The 19,666-nt window shown below is 64.2% G+C and carries 12 protein-coding genes; 9 read left to right on the top strand and 3 right to left on the bottom strand.

Annotation, left to right across the window (positions count from 1 at the left end):
* Positions 1-25: 25 nt before the first annotated feature.
* Positions 26-6,400 (bottom strand): retention module-containing protein, encoded by a 6,375-nt coding sequence (locus C4K27_RS07995; protein ID WP_053260076.1) that lies wholly within the window; start codon positions 6,398-6,400, stop codon positions 26-28.
* A 588-nt stretch (positions 6,401-6,988) separates the two neighbouring features.
* On the opposite strand from C4K27_RS07995, the gene C4K27_RS07990 reads away from it, so the two are divergent.
* Genes C4K27_RS07990 through C4K27_RS07980 form a run of 3 tightly spaced genes read left to right on the top strand, consistent with a single transcriptional unit; the run spans position 6,989 to position 11,892 of the window.
* Entirely contained in the window at positions 6,989-8,347 is a 1,359-nt protein-coding gene (locus C4K27_RS07990) for a TolC family outer membrane protein (protein ID WP_007920684.1), read from the top strand.
* Positions 8,348-8,366: 19 nt separating this feature from the next.
* A complete protein-coding gene (locus tag C4K27_RS07985) occupies positions 8,367-10,526 on the top strand; it encodes a type I secretion system permease/ATPase (protein WP_007920683.1) in 2,160 nt (719 codons plus the stop codon).
* Positions 10,527-10,536: 10 nt separating this feature from the next.
* Positions 10,537-11,892, top strand: coding sequence for an HlyD family type I secretion periplasmic adaptor subunit (locus tag C4K27_RS07980; protein ID WP_007920682.1), 1,356 nt, complete (start codon positions 10,537-10,539; stop codon positions 11,890-11,892).
* A gap of 138 nt (positions 11,893-12,030) precedes the next feature.
* On the opposite strand, the gene C4K27_RS07975 is transcribed toward C4K27_RS07980, so the two are convergent.
* Both C4K27_RS07975 and C4K27_RS07970 read right to left on the bottom strand, forming a co-directional pair.
* Complete coding sequence (locus C4K27_RS07975; protein WP_053260075.1) at positions 12,031-12,642, bottom strand: tRNA-uridine aminocarboxypropyltransferase; 612 nt, start codon at positions 12,640-12,642, stop codon at positions 12,031-12,033.
* A gap of 10 nt (positions 12,643-12,652) precedes the next feature.
* Complete coding sequence (locus tag C4K27_RS07970; RefSeq protein ID WP_007920680.1) at positions 12,653-13,546, bottom strand: LysR family transcriptional regulator; 894 nt, start codon at positions 13,544-13,546, stop codon at positions 12,653-12,655.
* A 373-nt stretch (positions 13,547-13,919) separates the two neighbouring features.
* Here C4K27_RS07970 and speB point away from each other — a divergent pair, with 373 nt between their 5' ends.
* The 6 genes from speB (at position 13,920) to C4K27_RS07940 (ending at position 19,522) form a co-directional block, all read left to right on the top strand.
* Positions 13,920-14,870, top strand: a complete 951-nt coding sequence (gene speB, locus C4K27_RS07965) for an agmatinase (RefSeq protein WP_053260074.1) — start codon at positions 13,920-13,922, stop codon at positions 14,868-14,870.
* Between the two features lie 9 nt (positions 14,871-14,879).
* Positions 14,880-15,302, top strand: coding sequence for a YybH family protein (locus C4K27_RS07960; protein WP_053260073.1), 423 nt, complete (start codon positions 14,880-14,882; stop codon positions 15,300-15,302).
* Positions 15,303-15,356: 54 nt separating this feature from the next.
* Complete coding sequence (locus C4K27_RS07955) at positions 15,357-16,868, top strand: purine-cytosine permease family protein (RefSeq protein WP_053260072.1); 1,512 nt, start codon at positions 15,357-15,359, stop codon at positions 16,866-16,868.
* 140 nt (positions 16,869-17,008) lie between these two features.
* The gene (locus C4K27_RS07950) at positions 17,009-18,388 is read left to right on the top strand and encodes a sodium:solute symporter family protein (RefSeq protein ID WP_053260071.1); all 1,380 of its coding nucleotides are present in this window, start codon (positions 17,009-17,011) and stop codon (positions 18,386-18,388) included.
* 84 nt (positions 18,389-18,472) lie between these two features.
* Positions 18,473-19,198, top strand: a complete 726-nt coding sequence (locus tag C4K27_RS07945) for an MBL fold metallo-hydrolase (protein ID WP_053260070.1) — start codon at positions 18,473-18,475, stop codon at positions 19,196-19,198.
* A gap of 72 nt (positions 19,199-19,270) precedes the next feature.
* Positions 19,271-19,522, top strand: coding sequence for a hypothetical protein (locus C4K27_RS07940; RefSeq protein ID WP_053260069.1), 252 nt, complete (start codon positions 19,271-19,273; stop codon positions 19,520-19,522).
* Positions 19,523-19,666: the final 144 nt, after the last annotated feature.

The following is a 19,666-nucleotide window of genomic DNA, read 5'->3' as shown; positions in this document are numbered from 1 at the left end:
AGGCAGGCGCCGGGCCCGCCGGGCCTCAGACGGTATCGACCTTCAACGAATGGTCGTTGAGCATGCCGTTGATGATGGTCGCGGTATCCGCGCCACCCGCGATCACTCCGCCCGCGCCCGGCGTCACCCCGTAGTGCTCCGCCAGGTTGACCCCGGCCAGATCGATGGTCTGGGTCGGCGAGGCCCCCGCCGCCGCGCTGACGTCGATACTGGTGATCAGTGACGGACCGCTGCCAGTGACCGTGAAGTGCAGGTAATCATCCAGCGATGCGCTGCTGGCGCTCTCGCCCTGCAACAGTTGCGACAGGTCGAGTTTGTCGATACCCGGCGTGAAGTCGGTGACCAGGTCATGCCCGCTGTTGCCCTGCTGCCACTGGAAGGTGTCGCTGCCGCTGCCACCGGTCAGGGTGTTGTTGCCCATCCCGCCGATCAACAGGTCGTCGCCGCCACCGCCGTTGAGCACATCGTTGCCCAGGCCGCCGGTGATGATGTTGGCGTTGCTGTCGCCGGTCAGGGTGTCGTTGTAGTTGGAGCCCACCAGGTTTTCGATGGCGGTCAGGGTATCGGTCCCGGCGCCACCGGTGTTCTGCGCACCGAGCAGCGAGAGGTCGACCGTGACCCCGGCGCTGGCATGGGCGTAGCTGGCGGTGTCGTTGCCCGTGCCGCCGTTGAGCAGGTCGTTGCCCGGACCGCCGAACAGCAGGTCGTTACCCGCGTCGCCGTGCAAGGTGTTGTTGCCGCTGCCGGCGACGAGCACGTCGTTGCCGTCGCCGGCATTGATCAGGTTATCGCCACTGCCGGCCAGCAGCACATCGTCGCCAGCAGTACCGGTCAGGGTATGGCCGTCCTGATAGCTGATGCTCACCGCCGCGCTGTCGCTGCCGCCATGGCTGTCGCTGGCGGTGTAAGTGCCGTGGTAATCCGGCGTGGATTCCTGGCCGCCCGCGTAGTTGACGGTCATGGTCAGCTGGTAGTTTTCCGAACCATTGGCGTTGCCGCCGCTGGGGTTGGTCAGGTTGGTGATGTGGATCTGGTAGGTGCCGTCCGCCCCCGCGGTGAACGAGCCACCGTCGGCAATCGCGGTGTAGGCCCCGCCATTGAAGGCGTACTCCATGCCCACCCGGCCCGCCGTCAGGTTGTGATCCAGGTTCAGGGTCTCGCCCTGCTTCAGGTTGACGCTGATCACATCCTCGTCGTTGTCATTGCCGTTGTTGATGCTGCCCAGGAAGCCGCTGATCACCACCGCGGCCGTCATCGCCGCCGTATTGGCGTTGAACGAGGCCCGGGCGATGGTCAGGGTCTGGCTGGACCCTCCGGTGAAGCCGATGGTCTGCAGGCTGCCGGCGGTAAAGTCCGCCCCTGGGGACAGCCAGCCGGTGTTGAAACTGGTCGGCGCGGCCGTCAGCGGATCGCCGTTGGCATCACTGTCGTTGGCCAGCAGGGCATCGGCCGGCACCACGATAGTACCCGACAGAATGTTGGTGATGATGTGGTCGTCGCCCGCCACCGGCGCCGCGTTCGGATTGACCTTGACCACCAGGGTCGAGCTGGCCAGGTCGCCGTCGTTATCGCTGGCGGTGAAGCCGACTGTCTCGGTCAGCACCACGCTGGTGACTTTCTGCGAGGTGTAGGTGTAATCGCCGGTGTCGAGTTTCACCACCAGTGTGCCGCCGTTGTTGGTGGCGATGCTGAGGCTGTTGTCCAGGGTATTGAAGGTGCCGTGGTTGACCCCGCCGCTGAAGCTTAGCGAGCCCTGGTTGCTATTGCCGTTGGGGTCATAGGTGTAGGTGGTGCCATCAACCACCAGGGTCTTGATGAAACCGCCGTCGGCGCCGAACGAGCCACCTTCGCCGAGCAGGCTGCCGGTGACCGGGGTGCCCTGTACCGTACCGGCCAGCACCGAGTCGAGCTGGTTCAGGTCGGTGACCACCACGGCATTGGTATCGATGTGGGTACTGCCGTCATAGGCCAGCGGGTCGAGGTTGCTGTTGCTGACACCGCTGCCCAGGCCGATTGCATAGTTCTTGATGCCATTGGCGTCGAGGAAGGCTTTCCAGGCGGTCTCGTCGGCGGTGCCGATCTCCTGGCCATCGGTGGGCTTGCCGTCGGAGAAGAAATAACCGACGTTCTGCGCCCCGCTGATCTGGCCACTGGTGACAAACGCCAGCTTCGCCACGGCCACGGCCGCATCGTAGTTGGTGCCGCCGCCCGCGGTCAGGGAGGCGATGATCGACTTGGCCGTCGCCACATCGACCCAGATCGGCGTCTTGTCCGTGGCGCTGCTGCTGAAGGTGACGATCTGCACCTTCACATCGCCCATGTCGTCGTACTTGTCGAGCAAGGTGCTGATCGCCTGCTTGGCCAGTTCCAGGCGCGACAGGCCGGGGACGCCCGACGGGTCGGCCATGCTGCCGGATACGTCGATCACCAGCAGCAGGTTGGAATCGACCTCCAGCGCAGTGACCGCCCGCTCGCTGGCGACCGCCTGGGGCACATCGTCGACGATGCTGATCTGGATGGTGCTGGTGGTGGTATTGCCCACCGCGTCAGTAGCCTTGTAGGTGAAGCTTTCGCTCAGCACGTTCGGGCCGTCGTTGGCGTTCGGCGAGGTTTTCGGCGCCGAGGTCAGGGTGTAGCGGTAGGTGCCGTCGGGGTTGAGCAGGATCTGCCCGTAAGTACCGGTGGCGCTGCCGACCAGGGTGTAGGTAATCGCACCGCTGCCGCCGGTGACCGAGCCGACCAGGGTGCCGGTGGCGGTTTCGCCGGTATTGCCCGGGTCACTGCCGGTCACCGTACCGGACGCCAGGTCCTGGCCGTCCTTGCTCAGGTCCAGGGCCTTTTCGAAGACAGTAATGTCCTGGTCGGTGACCGCCCTGAGTTCGTTGCCGCAGATCTGGATGGTGATGGTGGTGGTGCTTTCATCGCCGTCCGCGTCACGCACGGTGTAGACGAACACATCCTCTGAATCGGGAGCGGTGACCGAGTTCGGATTGCTGTGATAGGTCGCGTTGCCGAAGGCGTCCAGGGTCAGCGTGCCATACAGGCCGTTGATGGTAGTGTTCAAGCCGCCAATGGCCGAGGTCGAGGTGTCGCTGCCGGCACGCACGCCGACCACCGCGCCAGTGATTGCCGGGCCATCGGCGCCACCAATGTCGTTACCCAGCACGTTGCCGCTGAGGGTCGTGCCTTCGTCGGCCATCACCACATCAGGGTGAGCGGTGGGCAGGTCATCGACGATATTCACATCCAGCACCCCAGAGGCGCTGCTGCCATCGCCATCGCTGGCGAACACATTGAAATGCTCGGCGATGCTGTTGGCCCCCAGCCCCGTCGGATGGCTTTCATTGTCGAGCAGGGTGTAGCTGTAGGCGACGACACCGATGCTAGCGTCGTAGCCGGTAATGGTCAGCACGTTACCCAAGGCCGTCAGGATCGATTGCGGGAAGCTCGCGGCCACTCCGCCCGTTACCACGTTGATCCCGCCCACCGTCAGGGTTTGCAGGCCGTCCGGTGCGTTGACCAGGAAGAAGCCGCTCTGGGTCAAGGCCGGGGCGTTGGGGCTGGTGCCATCGCTGAGGTGCTTCTCGTAGACCGTCAACTCGCCGCCCTCGATATCCAGGCAGTGCAGGGTCACGCAGTCGTCGTTGTTATGGACGTTCAGCACTAGGTTGGCGGTGCTCGGGTCTCCATCGGCGTCGGTGATGGTGTAGGCGAAGGTCTCGGTAGCGCTGCCATTGCCCTGCAAGGCCTTGAAGTCGGCGTCCGCGGTGTTGAGGGTGTAGGTGTAAGTGCCATCGGCTGCGAGGACCAGGGTGCCATAGGTACCGGTGAAGGTACCGGCGGTCACTGGGCCAGTGGGTACGCGGTCAGCGCCCTGCACATCGTTGGTCAACACATTGCCGCTGAGCACCAGCTGGCTTTCCGAGGCCACGCCATTGCTGTCATTGACCGCCGTTGGCAGGTCGTCCACCACATTCACATCCAGCGAACCGCTGGCGGTACTGCCATCGGCATCGGTCGCCACCACATTGAAGTGTTCGCTGAGACTGTTGGCGCCATTGGCGGTTGGGTGATCCTCGTTGTCCGTCAGGGTGTAGCTGTAGCTGATCACCCCGGTGGCAGCGTTGTAGCCTGTGATGGTCAGGGTATTGCCCAAGGCCGTGGTCACCGATTGCGGGAAGCCTGCAGCCACCCCGCCCGTCACCACGTTGATCCCGCCGACCGTCAAGGTCTGCAGGCCATCCAGCGCAGTCACGGTGAAGGTGCCGCTTTGGGTCAACGCGCCCGCATCCGGGCTGCTGCCGTCCGCCAGGTTTTTCTCGTAGACCGTCAGTTCGCCGCCGTTGGTATCCAGGCCATCGAGGGTCACGCCGTCGTCGTTGTTATGGATGTTCAGCACCAGGTTGGCGGTGCTCGAGTCGCCGTCGGCGTCGGTAATGGTGTAGGCAAAGGTCTCGGTAGCGCTGCCATTGCCCTGCAAAGCCTTGAAGTCGGCGTCCGCGGTGTTGAGGGTGTAGGTGTAAGTGCCATCGGCTGCGAGGACGAGGGTGCCATAGGTACCGGTGAAGGTACCGGCGGTCACTGGGCCAGTGGGTACGCGGTCAGCGCCCTGCACGTCGTTGGTCAACACATTGCCGCTGAGCACCAGTTGGCTTTCCGAGGCCACGCCATTGCTGTCATCGACTGCCGTTGGCAGGTCGTCCACCACATTCACATCCAGCGAACCGCTGGCGGTGCTGCCATCGGCATCGGTCGCCACCACATTGAAGTGTTCGCTGAGGCTGTTGGCGCCATTGGCCGTCGGGTGGGCCTCATTGTCGGCCAGGGTGTAGCTGTAGCTGATCACCCCGGTGGCGGCGTTATAGCCCGTGATGGTCAAGGTGTTGCCCAAGGCCGTGGTCGCCGATTGCGGGAAGCCTGCGGCCACCCCGCCCGTCACCAGGTTGATCCCGCCGACCGTCAGGGTCTGCAGGCCGTCCAGCGCGGTCACGGTGAAGGTGCCGCTTTGGGTCAACGCGCCCGCATCCGGGCTGCTGCCATCCGTCAGGTTCTTCTCGTAGACCGTGACTTCGCCGCCTTCGGCATTGAGGCCCTGAATCACCACCGTGTCGTCGTTGTTGTGCACCTGCAACACCAGGTTGGCGGTGCTGCTGTCGCCGTCGGCATCGGTCAGGGTATAGGTGAAGCTGTCCGTACCGTTGCCGCCGCCCTGAAGCGCGAGGAACGCCGGATCGCTGGTATGCACGGTGTAGGTATAGGTACCGTCGGCGGCCAGCACCAGGGTGCCGTAGGTGCCGTTGAAGGTGCCGGCAGTGATCGGTCCGCTGGGCACCCGGTCGGCGCCTTGCACATCGTTGGTCAGGACATTGCCGCTCAGGGTCAGTTGGCTTTCCGAGGCGACGCCATTGCTGTCGTTGAACGCCTGGGGCACATCGTCGGTGATGTTGATATCCAGCGAGTTGCTCGCCGAATCGCCATTACTGTCGCTGGCGACCACGCTGAAATGTTCGCTCAGGTTGTTGGCACCGTCGGCGGCGGAATGGATTTCGTTGCCGACCAGGGTGTAGCTGTAGCTGACCGTACCCGTGGCAGGATCGAAACCGGTGATGGTCAGGGTGTTGCCGAGGGCGGTGGTGATCGACTGCGGGAAGCTGGCGGCCACCCCGCCACTGACCACGGCGATCCCGCCCACGCTGAGGCTGAGCAGCCCGTCGGGGGCGGAGACACTGAAGGTACCGTTCTGCACCAGCGCCGCAGGATTGCTCGCCGAGCCTTGGGGCAGATTGGCTTCGCTGAGGGTCAACTCGCCATTGGCGACCGACAGGCCGCCCAGGGTGACCGGATTGTTCGGTGGCGGTGGCGGCGCGATACCGCCGTCGTCGCTAGGCGGTACCGCGGCAATCCGCTCAGGCACGAACTCGGGAATGCCATTGAAGCCCGCGGTGGGGAAACCAATGATCGGCTCGACCCGACCCGCGACTTCTTCAAGCAGTACAAAGGTATGCCCGCCACCCAGGGCGCCAGCGGTGCCACCCGTAGTACCGGGGCCGGCCGCGGTGGCTTCGCCAGTCTGCGTCGGGTCGGCGCCGGCAGCGATGGCTTTCTGCAGTTGCTCGACATCGGTCAGTTGCGCCTCGCTGGGGGCCAAGACTTCAGGAGCCTGCACATGGGGCGCCTGGTTCGCCAGCAGTTGCGGGGTCAATTGCAGGCTGCTGTCGCGCCCGAGGGTCAGTTCCTGGCCGTTCTGCAGATGCACGGCTACCGCGCCCTGCGCACCGGTCACCAGTTGATCCCCCGCAAACAGACGATCGCCTTCTACCAGAACGCGCCGGCTGCCATCCGCCGCTACCGCTACCACCTGCCCGATTACCTTACTGACGACACCGATTAACCTAGCCATGAGCACTTCCTCCGCTGCCGACCGCTATCGGCATCTGGTTGCACGGAAAAGTGCTATGGCGTTATCGGGTCACCGACGGGAAACGCCAGCCTGAAGGTTCGCTGATTGCTGCTCAGTCGAACCTGCGCACCGGCCTTCCCTCTCGCTCGTCCCTCGCTGGCCTGCTGTTTCTGCCGAAGGCAAAACCGAATGCAATCAAACGCATTCAGGCTTCGGACAGCCCTCCCGCGAAAGTCGCGACATGGATTCAAACACTGCAAGTGACAAAAAAATGTCGCTTTAAAATCCGTATCGCACCCTCCCCACCGCTCCTCTCCCGCCCTATGTCGCAAATTTTGTTGAACCTTTTCAAACCCCTGAAAAGCCCTCTAGAGCCTATAAATACGGGGCTTACGAACTGAACAATGTGCTGGATTTCACAGAGTGCATAAGTTTTTTTCAGCATAAGCCTTATGAGAAATTCTTCTTAGCTTGCGCTCAGGATGTTCTTAGCTCTGTTGTTACAAGCCTGAAACGGTTTGACCTATAAAGTTCGTCATTTTTTTGGCGACTGCAAAGCACCATACATGGACCAGGGAGATGTACCTCATGCGCGTTTTTACCCCCCTCAGTAGCGCGATTTTATTAGCCATGGCCTGCATTCATCAGGCCCAAGCCATGTCTCTGACGGAGGCGATTCAAAGCACGCTGGACAACCACCCGGAACTGCGCGCGAGCCAGAACAACCGTCTGTCGGCTGATGAGGACGTCAAGGTCGCCAAAGGGGGCTTCTATCCATCGCTGGACCTGAATGCTGCCTATGGCCGTGGCTACAGCGACAACACCACCACGCGCGCGTTGGGCAACCATCACACCGAGACGTTGACCTATACCCAGTCGGAGTTGCGCCTGCGGCAAATGCTCTTCGACGGCTTCAATACCGCCAACGAAGTCGGGCGGACCCAGTCGGTCTCCAACTCGCGGGCCTACTACACCCGCGGTACCGCCGAGAGCCTAGCCCTGCGCACCATCGAGGTGTACCTGGAAGTGCTCAAGCGCCGCGAACTGGTGACCCTGGCCAAGAACAACCTGCAGGCGCACCTGCGGGTCAACGACCAGATCGGCCTGCGCAGCGAACGTGGCGTCGGCAGCACCGCCGACCTCGACCAGTCCAAGGCCCGTCGCGCCCTGGCGGAAAACAACTACGACACGGCGCAGGTCGACCTGGCCGACGCCGAGGCCAACTTCTTCAGCGCCGTGGGCCGTATGCCCGACGAACTGGAAAGCCTGCCTTCGGTGCGCGGCGAGATCCCCGCCAGCCTGCCGGATGCCCGGCAGAGCATGCTGGAGAACAACCCCTACCTGAAATCGGCCCAGGCCGACGTGCAAGCGGCCGAGAGCCAGTACGAAGTCGCCAAGTCGCCGTTCTACCCACGCTTCGATGCCGAGGCCGCGGTGGGCGCCAACGACAACGTGCAGGGCGACAAGGGCCACGACAATGAATGGCGAGTGGGCGTGGTGATGAACTACAACCTGTTCCGCGGCGGCAGCGACAAGGCCCGCCTGCAATCGGACGCGCACAAGATCAACCAGGCCATGGACATCCGCAACAACGCGCTGCGCATGCTCAACGAGAACATCACCCTGGCCTGGAACGCCATGCTCAACGCCAAGAAGCAGACCCCCACCGCTCGCGAATACGCTGAAACCACCACCCGCGTACGGGCCGCTTACCAGGACCAGTTCGGTCTCGGCCAGCGCACCCTGCTCGACCTGCTGGACAGCGAAAACGAGCTGTACAACGCCAACCGACGCTACACCGAGGTGCGTTACACCGAGGAGTTTTCGATGTATCGCGTGCTGGCGAACATGGGCGAGTTGTTGAACAAGGAAAAAGTCGTGGTACCAGCCGAAGCGATCGCCCAGACCGAAGTGAAGAGCGAAGCCCGTCTGCCTGAGATGCGTTAAGTCCTCGGAGGACTTCAATGTGACCAGCATGGAACCCGGGAGCTCAGGCGTCGATCCGCGCCTGAGCTTTGATGACCCGTTGTTGGACGGATTGTTGATCCTCTGCAAACTGCACGACTGCACCGTCAGCCGGGCCAGCCTCAGCGCGGGGCTGCCTCTGGCCCAGCAACGCCTGAGCCTGGACCTGCTGCCCCGCGCCGCGGCCCGCGCCAGCCTGCAGGCCCGCCTGCTGCGGCGTGAGCTGTCGGCGATCTCCAGGCTCAACCTGCCGGTGCTGCTGATCCTCAAGCATGGCCGCTGTGCGGTCCTGCGCCGCTGGGGCGATGACGGCCAGGCGCTGATCCTGCCCAGCGAAGCCGAAGGCGGCGAGCAGTGGGTCAGCCAGGCGGAGCTGAACGATGACTACAGTGGCCAGGCGCTGTTCGCCCGGCCACGCCACGAACTGGAAGAACTGCGCAATTCCCTGGTGCCGCGGGTCGAAGCCTGGTTTCGCGACACCCTGAAACTCTCGCGCTGGCTGTACAGCGACGCGATCCTCGCCAGCCTGCTGATCAATCTCCTGGGGTTGATGGTGCCGCTGTTCGTCATGCAGACCTACGACCGCGTGGTGCCCAACCAGGCCACCTCGACCCTCTGGGTGCTGGCCATCGGCCTGTTGATCGGCACCGGCTTCGAGCTGGTGCTGCGAGTGGTGCGCGCCCATCTGCTGGACAGCGCCGGCAAGCGCACCGACGTGATCCTCTCCGCCACCCTGTTCGAGCGCATCACCGGCATGGCGATGAAAGCCAAGCCGGCGACCATCGGCGGCTTCGCCCAGAGCATCCATGACTTCCAGGGCCTGCGCGAGTTTCTCACCGCCGTGACCCTGACCAGCCTGATCGACCTGCCCTTCGCCGTGCTGATGCTGCTGGTGATCGGCCTGCTCGGCGGCTGGCTGGTGGTGATCCCGCTGCTGGCGTTTCCCCTGACCATCGTCTTCGCCATGCTGATCCAGGCCCGCCTGCGCGACACCGTGCAAAAGAGCCTGAGCCTGGGCGCCGAACGCCAGGCGCTGCTGATCGAGACCCTCGGCGGCCTGGAAACCCTCAAGGCCTGCAGCGCCGAAAGCGAACGCCAGCACCGGTGGGAAAGCACCCACGGCGCCCTCACCCGCCTCGATAGCCACGCGCGCAATCTCTCGGCCCTGGCCACCAACGGCACCCTGTTCATCCAGCAGTTCTGCGGCATGGCGACCATAGTCGCCGGGGTCTACAGCATCATCGCCGGCAACCTCAGCGTCGGCGCGCTGGTCGCCACCTACATGCTCGGCAGCCGGGTCCTGGCGCCGCTGGGGCAGATCGCAGGGCTGATCACCCGCTACCAGCAGGCGCAACTGACCATGCGCAGCACCGACGCCCTGATGGCCTTGCCCCAGGAACGCGATGCCCGCCAGCGCCCGCTGGAGCGCACGCAACTGCAAGGCGCGCTGGCGCTCAATCAGGTGACCTTCCGTTATCAGGGGCAGAATGCCGCGGCCCTGAGCAATATCAGCTTCAGCATGCAGCCCGGCGAACGCATCGGCATCATCGGCCGCAGCGGCTCCGGCAAGAGCACCCTGGGACGCCTGGTCATGGGTTTCTATGCCCCCGAGGAAGGCCAGTTGCTGCTGGACGGCCTGGACCTGCGCCAACTGGACGTGGCCGACCTGCGCCAGCAGATCGGCTATGTCGCCCACGACCTGCCGCTGCTGGCCGGCAGCCTGCGCGACAACCTGACCCTCGGCGCCCGCTACATCAGCGATGCGCGCATGCTCGAGGTCGCCGAGCTGACCGGAGTCACCGAGCTGGCCCGCCAGCATCCCCAAGGCTTCGACCGGCCGGTGGGCGAGCGTGGCCAGCTGCTGTCCGGCGGCCAGCGCCAGGCCGTGCTGCTGGCCCGAGCGCTGCTGCTGGACCCGCCGATCATGCTCCTGGACGAACCCACCAGCGCCATGGACAACAGCAGCGAAGACGCCCTGCGCCAGCGCCTGCACGCCTGGGTGCAAGGCAAGACCCTGCTGCTGGTGACCCACCGCACCTCGATGCTCAGCCTGGTGGAGCGGCTGGTGGTCCTGGACAACGGGCGGATCGTCGCCGACGGGCCGAAAGAAGCGGTCATCGATGCACTGCGCAAGGGCCGTGTCGGCTCTGCGGCGGTCTAGGAGTCGCCCCATGCCTGCCTCATCGCAATCACGCGGCTACTTCGCCAGCCTGCGCAAAAGCGCGGAAAGCGAGTTCATGCCCGAAACCGCCGGCGCCTCGCTGCAGGATTCGCCCCGCGGCTCGCGCATCGTCGTCTGGCTGACCACCGGACTGCTCGTCAGCGCCCTGCTCTGGGCCAAGTTCGCGGTGCTTCAGGAAGTCACCACCGGCGAAGGCAAGGCCATCCCGTCGAGCAAGGTGCAGGTGGTGCAGAACCTGGAAGGCGGCATCGTCACCGAGATCTTCGTGCGCGAAGGGCAGATGGTGAACAAGGGCGACACCCTGCTGCGCCTGGACGACACGCGCTTCCTGTCGAACAAGGGCGAAAGCGAGGCCGACCGCTATGCCTTGATGGCCCAGGTCGAACGCCTGTCCGCCGAAGCCGAAGGCCGGCCGTTCAAGCCGTCTGACGAAGTGGTGGCCAAGGCGCCCCAGGTGGCGGAGGACGAACGCTCGCTGTATGAGCAGCGCCAGCGCCGCCTGGCCAGCGAACAGCGGACCCTGAGCGAACAGCTGCGGCAAAAGACCCAGGAACTGGCGGAATTCCGTTCGAAACAGGGGCAATTCAGCTCCAGCCTGGCCCTGCTCAACCAGGAGATGAACATGTCGGCGCCGCTGGTAAGTACCGGCGCGGTGTCACCAGTGGAGATCCTGCGTCTCAAGCGCAGCGCGGTGGAAATCCGCGGCTCGCTGAATGCCACGACCCTGGCCATTCCCCGGGCGGAATCGGCGATCAACGAAATCAGGAGCAAGATCGACGAGTCCGAACAGGGCTTCCGTTCCGATGCCGCCAAGGAACTCAACGAGAAACGCACCGACCTGTCGAAAATCACCGCCTCGAGCATCGCCATCGACGACCGAGTGACCCGCACCACCGTGACTTCGCCGGTGCACGGGGTGATCAAGCAGCTCAAGGTCAACACCATCGGCGGCGTGGTCCAGCCGGGCAGCGACATGCTGGAAATCGTGCCGCTGGAGGACAACCTGCTGATCGAGGCCAAGGTGCGGCCACAGGACGTGGCCTTCCTCCATCCCGGGCAGAAAGCCATGGTCAAGTTCAGCGCCTACGACTACACCATCTACGGTGGCCTGAGCGCCAAGCTGGAACTGATCGGCGCCGACACCATCGCCGACGACAAGGGCAACAGTTTCTATCTGATCCAGGTGCGCACCGACAAGAACCACCTGGGCGGCGACCTCAAGCCGCTGCTGATCATCCCCGGCATGGTCGCCACGGTAGACATCATCACCGGCGAGAAAAGCGTGCTCGACTACCTGCTCAAGCCGGTGCTCAAGGCGCGGACCGAGGCGATGCGCGAGCGCTGATACACCGACCTGTAGCCGCTGCCGCAGGCTGCGCCGGGGCGCGCAGCGGCCCCTGGGCCTGACACCGCGTACCTTCTGAAAGACCACGCCGCCTGGATCGGCGCCCGCTTCGCGGTCGATCGCAGCCTGCGGCAGCGGCTACAGGTCTTTTGTCTGTTGGTGGTTACGTTGGTAGGTGTCTTCGCCCATTGCCGCGATCTGTCCGTCGATCAAGGCCTCGAAGGGCTTCAGCAAGGGCGCGAACGTGGCCGGAGCCTCCAGGACTTGCAGGGCCTGGACGATGGCCTCGATGGTCGACAAGGCCCCCGGCCCGGGCGCCTTGCGCAGCCGGTAACGGGACACCGTGCCTTCGGCCAGGGTCACCCGGGGCAACGCGGCCAGCAGCGGATTGAGGTGCAGCAACTTGCGCGCCTTGCGCCAGGTACCGTCGGGCACCACCAGCAGCAAGGGCTGCTCGTCCGGCACGCTGGAATAGGCCTGCAACGGCTGCGCGTCCTCCGCCGGGAACAGCAGGCGCGCCTGATACCCGGGACAGTTCAACAGCTTCGGCAGATCGGCAAACACCTCGCCAACGATCAACTCGGCATTGTTCAACCCCAACGCCGCCAGCCGCGCGGTGTTCAGCGCGTGGTTCACTTCACTGGGATGCTGCAACAGCAGGATCCGGGTGCGGCTGTCCAGCCGTGGAATCAGCGGGCACAGGCAATGGGTTTTCGGGCGCAGGCAACGCGGGCATTGAATTCTCGACATGGGCGCCTCCTCAGGCCTGGTTGAGCTGCGCCTTGAGCAGGTCGCGGAACGTCTGGATCAGCGGCTCACGGCTACGGCCGCGACGCACGATCATCGAAAACGGTGCCTGATAGCCGAAGGTCGCCGGCAGCAGCACGCGCAAGTCGCCCTTGTCGGCCCAGGCCTGGGCGTAATGCTCCGGCAGGTAGCCGATATAGGCGCCGGACAGCACCAGGATCAACTGCGCCTCCATGCTCTCCACTGTCGCCGCGCTGTGCTTGAAGCCGTGGCGCGCCAGTTCGGCCTGGCTCCAGTAGCCACGGCCGACCATGCGCTGCTGGGTGATCACTTGCTCGGGGATGCGCCGCTCGTTGAACAGCGGGTGCCGGCTGCTGCAATACAGCCAGTGCTGCTCGCGGTACAGCGGCATGTACACCAGCCCGCTCATGCGCGTGGAGAACGCACCGATGGCCAGGTCCAGGCGGTTGTCCTGCACGCCGAGCTGCAATTCGTAGGGGCTGAGTACCGACAGGTGCAAATGCACCGCCGGGTGTTCCTGGCTGTAGGCGCCGATGGCTTCGGCGAACGGCAGGGCCTTGTCGCTCACCGTCGAGTCGATCACTCCCAGGTTGAGAGTGCCACGCAGTTCGCCCTTGAGCGCCGCGGCGTACTGCTCGAAACCCTCCAGCTCGCCCAGCAGGCGCAGGGTTTCCTGGTGGAACAACTCGCCCTTGCTGGTCAGGCTGAAACCGCCGCGGCCACGGTGGCACAGGACCAGCCCCAGGGCCGACTCGAGCTGGCTCATATAGGTGCTGATGGCCGACGTGGAGAGGTTCAGTTCGTGCTGGGCATTGGCGAACCCCTGATGCCGCACCACGCTGACGAAGATGCGCAATAGTTTCAGATCAGGTAAAGCGTTGGCCATGGGAGCTCCACAAGGAAAATCGACAACGGGGATCGGGTGTCAGGGTCATCCAGACCTCATTGGCGTTCCTTCATGAACAGCGTCGCGGCGCCGATTATGACCGCTGTGCGGCCAATCGCGGGCAAGCCTCGCTCCTGCTTCTGTAGGAGCGAGGCTTGCCCGCGAATGATCTCTGGTCCGGGCAGTGCCGCTCTCACTGGGCCAGAGTCTATCCTTTACACCCGCCCTTAGTTTAGAAAAATCTGAACTAAGTATTTGCCCGTAGCGATTCTTCCTGCCCACTACATTTCGCAGAATCGGCCCCACTCGGTTTCGCCGGCAGTCATTGCCGCGCCACAAACCCCATAAATAAAACAACGATGAGGCCAATCCCGTGGACAAGATTCTCCACCAACCACTGGGCGGCAACGAAATGCCGCGCTTCGGCGGCATCGCCACCATGATGCGTCTTCCCCATGTACCTACCCCGGCCGGCCTGGATGCCGCCTTCGTCGGCGTACCGCTGGACATCGGCACCTCGCTGCGCGCCGGCACCCGCTTCGGGCCCCGTGAAATCCGCGCCGAATCGGTGATGATCCGTCCATACAACATGGCCACCGGCGCCGCGCCCTTCGACTCGCTGAACGTGGCCGACATCGGCGACGTGGCGATCAACACCTTCAACCTGCTGGACGCCGTGCGCATCATCGAAGAAGCCTATGACGGCATCCTCGAGCACAACGTGATCCCGCTGACCCTGGGCGGCGACCACACCATTACCCTGCCGATCCTGCGCGCCATCCACAGGAAACACGGCAAGGTCGGCCTGGTGCACATCGACGCCCACGCCGATGTCAACGATCATATGTTCGGCGAGAAGATCGCCCACGGCACCACCTTCCGCCGCGCCGTCGAAGAAGGCCTGCTGGACTGCGACCGCGTGGTGCAGATCGGCCTGCGCGCCCAGGGCTACACCGCCGAAGACTTCAACTGGAGCCGCAAGCAGGGCTTTCGCGTGGTGCAGGCCGAAGAGTGCTGGCACAAGTCGCTGGACCCGCTGATGGCCGAAGTACGGGCGAAAGTCGGCGACGGCCCGGTGTACCTGAGCTTCGACATCGACGGCATCGACCCGGCCTGGGCACCAGGCACCGGCACCCCGGAAATCGGCGGCCTGACCACCATCCAGGCGATCGAGATCGTCCGTGGCTGCCAGGGCCTCGACCTGGTCGGCTGCGATCTGGTAGAAGTCTCGCCGCCGTACGACACCACCGGCAACACCTCGCTGCTGGGCGCCAACCTGCTGTACGAAATGCTCTGCGTGCTGCCGGGCGTGGCGCGTCGCTGAGGCCCGGCCATGAGCGAGCGCGAGCAGGTCCTCAAAGCCGCCGCCGAGCTGGTGGAGGCCTTCGCCCGTAACGATCGCGAAGCCTACTTCGGTGCATTCAGCACCGACGCCAGCTTCGTCTTCCACACCCTCGCCCAACCCCTGCTGTCCCGCGACGCCTACCAGGTGCTGTGGGACAGCTGGCGTCGCGAGGACGGCTTCGAGGTGCTGTCCTGCACCTCGAGCAACGCGTTTGTCAGCCTGCAGGGGGACACCGCGGTATTCATTCATGACGTCGCCACCGAGCTGCGCATGCAAGGGGAGCAACACTTCAGCCAGGAGCGCGAGACCATTGTTTTTTGTAAACAAGGGTCCGGCACACAACAACAAGGCCTATGGCTGGCCTGCCACGAACATTTGTCCGCAATGCCGGAAGGGCTGCCACCCCCTTAGCCAGAAAGGTGACGCTCACGCACGATGAGCGCGCCCTAGTGATCGGAGCAGATCATGAATAACAACAACAAAGAAAAAAGCCTTAGCAGCATCGAAACGAATGGGGTCGAACAGATCCCCGACCATGAACGCGACGCCCGGCCCAGCGACCTGTTTCGCCTGATCTTCGGCGGCGCCAATACCTTCGCCACCGCCGTGCTCGGCAGTTTCCCGGTGCTGTTCGGCCTGTCCTTCCAGGCGGGTGTCTGGGCGATCGTGCTGGGCGTGATCCTGGGGGCATTGATCCTCGCGCCGATGGGCCTGTTCGGGCCGATCAACGGCACCAACAACGCCGTCTCTTCCGGTGCGCACTTCGGCGTGCACGGGCGGATCGTCGGCTCGTTCCTGTCGTTGCTGACCGCCATCGCCTTCTTCTCCCTCTCCGTATGGAGTTCGGGGGACGCCCTGGTGGGCGGCGCCAAGCGCCTGGTCGACCTGCCGGAAACCGACCTGACCCTGGGCCTGGCCTACGGCCTGTTCGCGATCCTGGTACTGACGGTGTGCATCTACGGCTTCCGCTTCATGCTGTGGGTCAACCGCATTGCCGTCTGGGCGGCGAGCCTGCTGTTCCTGCTGGGGATCTTCGCCTTCGCGCCGGCCTTCGACAGCCAGTTCGCCGGTACCCTGGCCCTCGGCCAGGCGGGTTTCTGGGCGGCCTTCATCGGTGCCGCGCTGGTGGCCATGAGCAACCCGATTTCCTTCGGCGCGTTCCTCGGCGACTGGTCGCGCTACATCCCCCGCGAAACGCCGAAAGGCCGGATCATGCTGGCAGTGATCGCCGCCCAGATCGCCACCCTGATTCCCTTCCTGTTCGGCCTGGCCACCGCCACCATCGTGGCGATCAAGGCGCCCGACTACATCGCCGCCAACAACTACGTCGGCGGCCTGCTGGCAGTCTCGCCGAGCTGGTTCTTCCTGCCGGTGTGCCTGATCGCGGTGATCGGCGGCATGTCCACCGGCACCACCTCGCTGTATGGCACCGGCCTGGACATGTCCAGCGTGTTCCCGCGGGTGCTGTCGCGGGTCAAGGCGACCTTGCTGATCGGCGTGCTGTCGATCGCCTTCATCTTCATCGGGCGCTTCGCCGCCAACCTGGTGCAGAGCGCGTCGACCTTCGCCGTGCTGATCATCACCTGCACCACCCCGTGGATGGTGATCATGCTGATCGGCCTGCTGGTGCGTCGCGGCTTCTACTGCCCGGACGACCTGCAAGTCTTCACCCGTGGCGAGCAAGGTGGCCGCTACTGGTTCCAGCACGGCTGGAACTGGCGTGGCCTGGGGGCCTGGATCCCCAGCGCGCTGGTCGGCCTGTGCTTCGTCAACCTGCCCGGGCAGTTCGTCGGTCCGCTGGGCAACCTGGCCGACGGCATCGATATCAGCCTGCCGGTGACCCTGGGCCTGGCCTCGCTGGTGTACCTGGCCCTGCTCAACCTGTTCCCGGAGCCGGCCGCGGTCTACGGCCCCAACGATCCACGCAGCAAGAGCACGGATTCGCTCGGTAAACCGGTCATGCGCCAAGCCGCCTGACTCAAGCATGACCTGTAGCGGCAGGCTCGCCGGCAATCACGCCTCACACGACGGGTCCGCCAGACCGCGTCGCCTTGATTGCGGCAAGCCTCGCTTCTACAGCAAGCCACTATAAGAAAGACAATCGGAGACACGCCATCATGGCTTTAGATCTATTCGTCGTACTCATCTACGCCGCCGGCATGCTGGTGCTCGGCTATTACGGCATGCGCAAGGCCAAGACCCACGAGGACTACCTGGTAGCCGGCCGCAACCTGGGCCCGACCCTGTACATGGGCACCATGGCCGCCACCGTGCTGGGCGGTGCCTCCACCGTCGGCACCGTGCGCCTGGGCTATGTCCACGGCATCTCCGGCTTCTGGCTGTGCGCGGCGCTGGGCCTGGGCATCATCGCCCTCAACCTGCTGCTGGCCAAACCGCTGCTCAAGCTGCGGATCTTCACCGTTACCCAGGTCCTGGAAAAACGCTACAACCCGATGGCCCGCCAGGCCAGCGCGGTGATCATGCTGGCCTACGCGCTGATGATCGGCGTGACCTCGATCCTCGCCATCGGCACCGTGCTGCAAGTGCTATTCGGCCTGCCGTTCTGGATTTCGGTGCTGCTGGGCGGCGGCGTGGTGGTGATTTATTCGGCGATCGGCGGCATGTGGTCGCTGACCCTGACCGACATCGTCCAGTTCGTGATCAAGACCGTCGGCCTGATGTTCATCCTGCTGCCGATCTGCCTGTACCGCGTCGGCGGCTGGGATGAGCTGGTGGCCAAGCTGCCGGCGTCCAGCTTCAGCTTCACCACCATCGGCTGGGACACCATCGTCACCTACTTCATGATCTACTTCTTCGGCATCCTGATCGGCCAGGACATCTGGCAACGGGTGTTCACCGCCAAGACCGAAAAAGTCGCGCAATACGCAGGCACCGTCGCCGGCCTCTACTGCATCCTCTACGGTCTGGCCTGTGCCCTGATCGGCATGGCCGCGCATGTCTTGCTGCCGGACCTGGACAACGTCAACAACGCCTTCGCCGCCATCGTCAAAGCTTCGCTGCCGGACGGCATCCGTGGCCTGGTGATCGCCGCGGCCCTGGCCGCCATGATGTCCACCGCCAGCGCCGGCCTGCTGGCCGCCTCCACCACCCTGACCGAAGACCTGTTGCCCAAGCTGCGTGGCGGCAAGCAGTCGAGCCTGGGGATCAACCGCCTGTTCACCCTGCTGACCGGCATCGTGGTCCTGGGCATCGCCCTGGTGGTCAACGACGTGATCAGCGCCCTGACCCTGGCCTATAACCTGCTGGTGGGCGGCATGCTGATCCCGCTGATCGGGGCGATCTTCTGGAAACGCGCGACCACCGCCGGCGCCATCGCCAGCATGGGCCTGGGTTTCCTCACCGCGCTGGCGTTCATGTTCAAGGACGGCCTGGACGCCAACACCCCGATCTACTACAGCCTGGCTGTCGGCCTGATCAGCTTCGTGGTGGTGAGCCTGTTGTCTCGTCGCCCGGCAACCCTGGCCAACGCGATCTAACCTCAGGTCAGACGCCGTACATTTTTCTTCGGCGGGTGCAGCGTCGGTGGCTGCACCCGTTTTTTTTCGCCTGGAGGAAAGCCGATGAAGATTGTCAGCCGCGACCGCTGGTTCGAAGTCAGAAGCCTGAGAGACGGGATTCGGCTGATCCACGAGCCCTATATCCGGCCGTTCTATCGCTGCAACCTGTGGCATATCCAGGGTCGCGACAGGGACCTGCTGCTGGACAGCGGCTCCGGCCTGGTCAGCTTGCGCGAACAGTTGCCCTGGCTCACCGAACGGCCGTTGCTGGCGGTGGCCAGCCATTGCCATTTCGACCATATCGCCGGGCATCACGAATTCCCCGAACGCCTGGTGCACCCGGCCGAGGCGCAGATCCTCGCCGCGCCTGACGGGGCCAATACCTTGTCGGCCGCCTACGTTGGCGACGCGATGTTCGAGGCCCAGCCGGATTGCCCGCTGTGCTACGCCGAATATCGGGTCAAGGCCGCCCCGGCGACGCGCCTGATCGAGGAAGGCGACGTGCTCGACCTGGGCAACCGTAGCCTCCAGGTGCTGCATACGCCCGGCCATTCCCCCGGGGGGATCAGCCTCTGGGAAGCCGCCAGCGGCACCCTGTTCAGCGGCGACATCATCTACGACGGCCCGTTGGTCGAAGACGCCTATCACTCCAACCTGGAGGACTACGCTGCCAGCCTGAGACGCCTGTACCAGCTGCCGGTGCAGACTGTGCATGGCGGCCATTTCGGCAGTTTTTCGGGAACGCAGCTGCGCAGGATGATCGAGGATTGGATCCGCCGGCACCCATGAAGCTGTGCTGTACTGCACACAATCGCGCCCGCTTCAAAGACCATGCGCAGGCCCCTGGCGAAAAGAGCCAAGATGAAAAGAGCTGAAGTCCGACAAGCCGTGCATGACTTCATCAGCCGCCTGCTGGATGGCAACGACGGATTTGCCGACAATGTGAGCCTGCAGGAGCTGGGGTTGGACAAGCAGGATATCGAGGACCTGATCTTCCACCTGGAAGATCAGTTTGGACTGACCGCCTTCACCCACGAAGAAGACCAGATGCTCAAGGCAGCGAACAGCGCCAATGACTTGAGCCGGTTTCTGCTGAAGATTTCACGGCACTGAAAACTCCACGGCGCCAAGCACCATGGGCGGGTTGCGTGCGGGGTGACTGGTTTGGATCAGAAGGCGGCAACCGTTCGCGAGTGAACCTGCCCTCGCGCGGCTGAAAAGTGACGGGAGCAGGCTGGATGCCTGCCCCATTCCCGA

The organism is Pseudomonas chlororaphis subsp. chlororaphis (assembly GCF_003945765.1).
Classification (GTDB): Bacteria; Pseudomonadota; Gammaproteobacteria; order Pseudomonadales; family Pseudomonadaceae; genus Aquipseudomonas; species Aquipseudomonas chlororaphis.
This window is presented reverse-complemented; position numbering and strand designations above follow the sequence as displayed.

Excerpts from the sequence above, each read along its gene's own strand:
- C4K27_RS07970 (WP_007920680.1), bottom strand. The coding sequence starts at position 13,546 with ATGGCCAACGCTTTACCTGATCTGAAACTATTGCGCATCTTCGTCAGC.
- C4K27_RS07995 (WP_053260076.1), bottom strand. The coding sequence starts at position 6,400 with ATGGCTAGGTTAATCGGTGTCGTCAGTAAGGTAATCGGGCAGGTGGTA.
- C4K27_RS07960 (WP_053260073.1), top strand. The coding sequence starts at position 14,880 with ATGAGCGAGCGCGAGCAGGTCCTCAAAGCCGCCGCCGAGCTGGTGGAG.
- C4K27_RS07945 (WP_053260070.1), top strand. The coding sequence starts at position 18,473 with ATGAAGATTGTCAGCCGCGACCGCTGGTTCGAAGTCAGAAGCCTGAGA.
- C4K27_RS07950 (WP_053260071.1), top strand. The coding sequence starts at position 17,009 with ATGGCTTTAGATCTATTCGTCGTACTCATCTACGCCGCCGGCATGCTG.
- C4K27_RS07990 (WP_007920684.1), top strand. The coding sequence starts at position 6,989 with ATGCGCGTTTTTACCCCCCTCAGTAGCGCGATTTTATTAGCCATGGCC.
- C4K27_RS07980 (WP_007920682.1), top strand. The coding sequence starts at position 10,537 with ATGCCTGCCTCATCGCAATCACGCGGCTACTTCGCCAGCCTGCGCAAA.
- C4K27_RS07955 (WP_053260072.1), top strand. The coding sequence starts at position 15,357 with ATGAATAACAACAACAAAGAAAAAAGCCTTAGCAGCATCGAAACGAAT.
- C4K27_RS07975 (WP_053260075.1), bottom strand. The coding sequence starts at position 12,642 with ATGTCGAGAATTCAATGCCCGCGTTGCCTGCGCCCGAAAACCCATTGC.
- C4K27_RS07940 (WP_053260069.1), top strand. The coding sequence starts at position 19,271 with ATGAAAAGAGCTGAAGTCCGACAAGCCGTGCATGACTTCATCAGCCGC.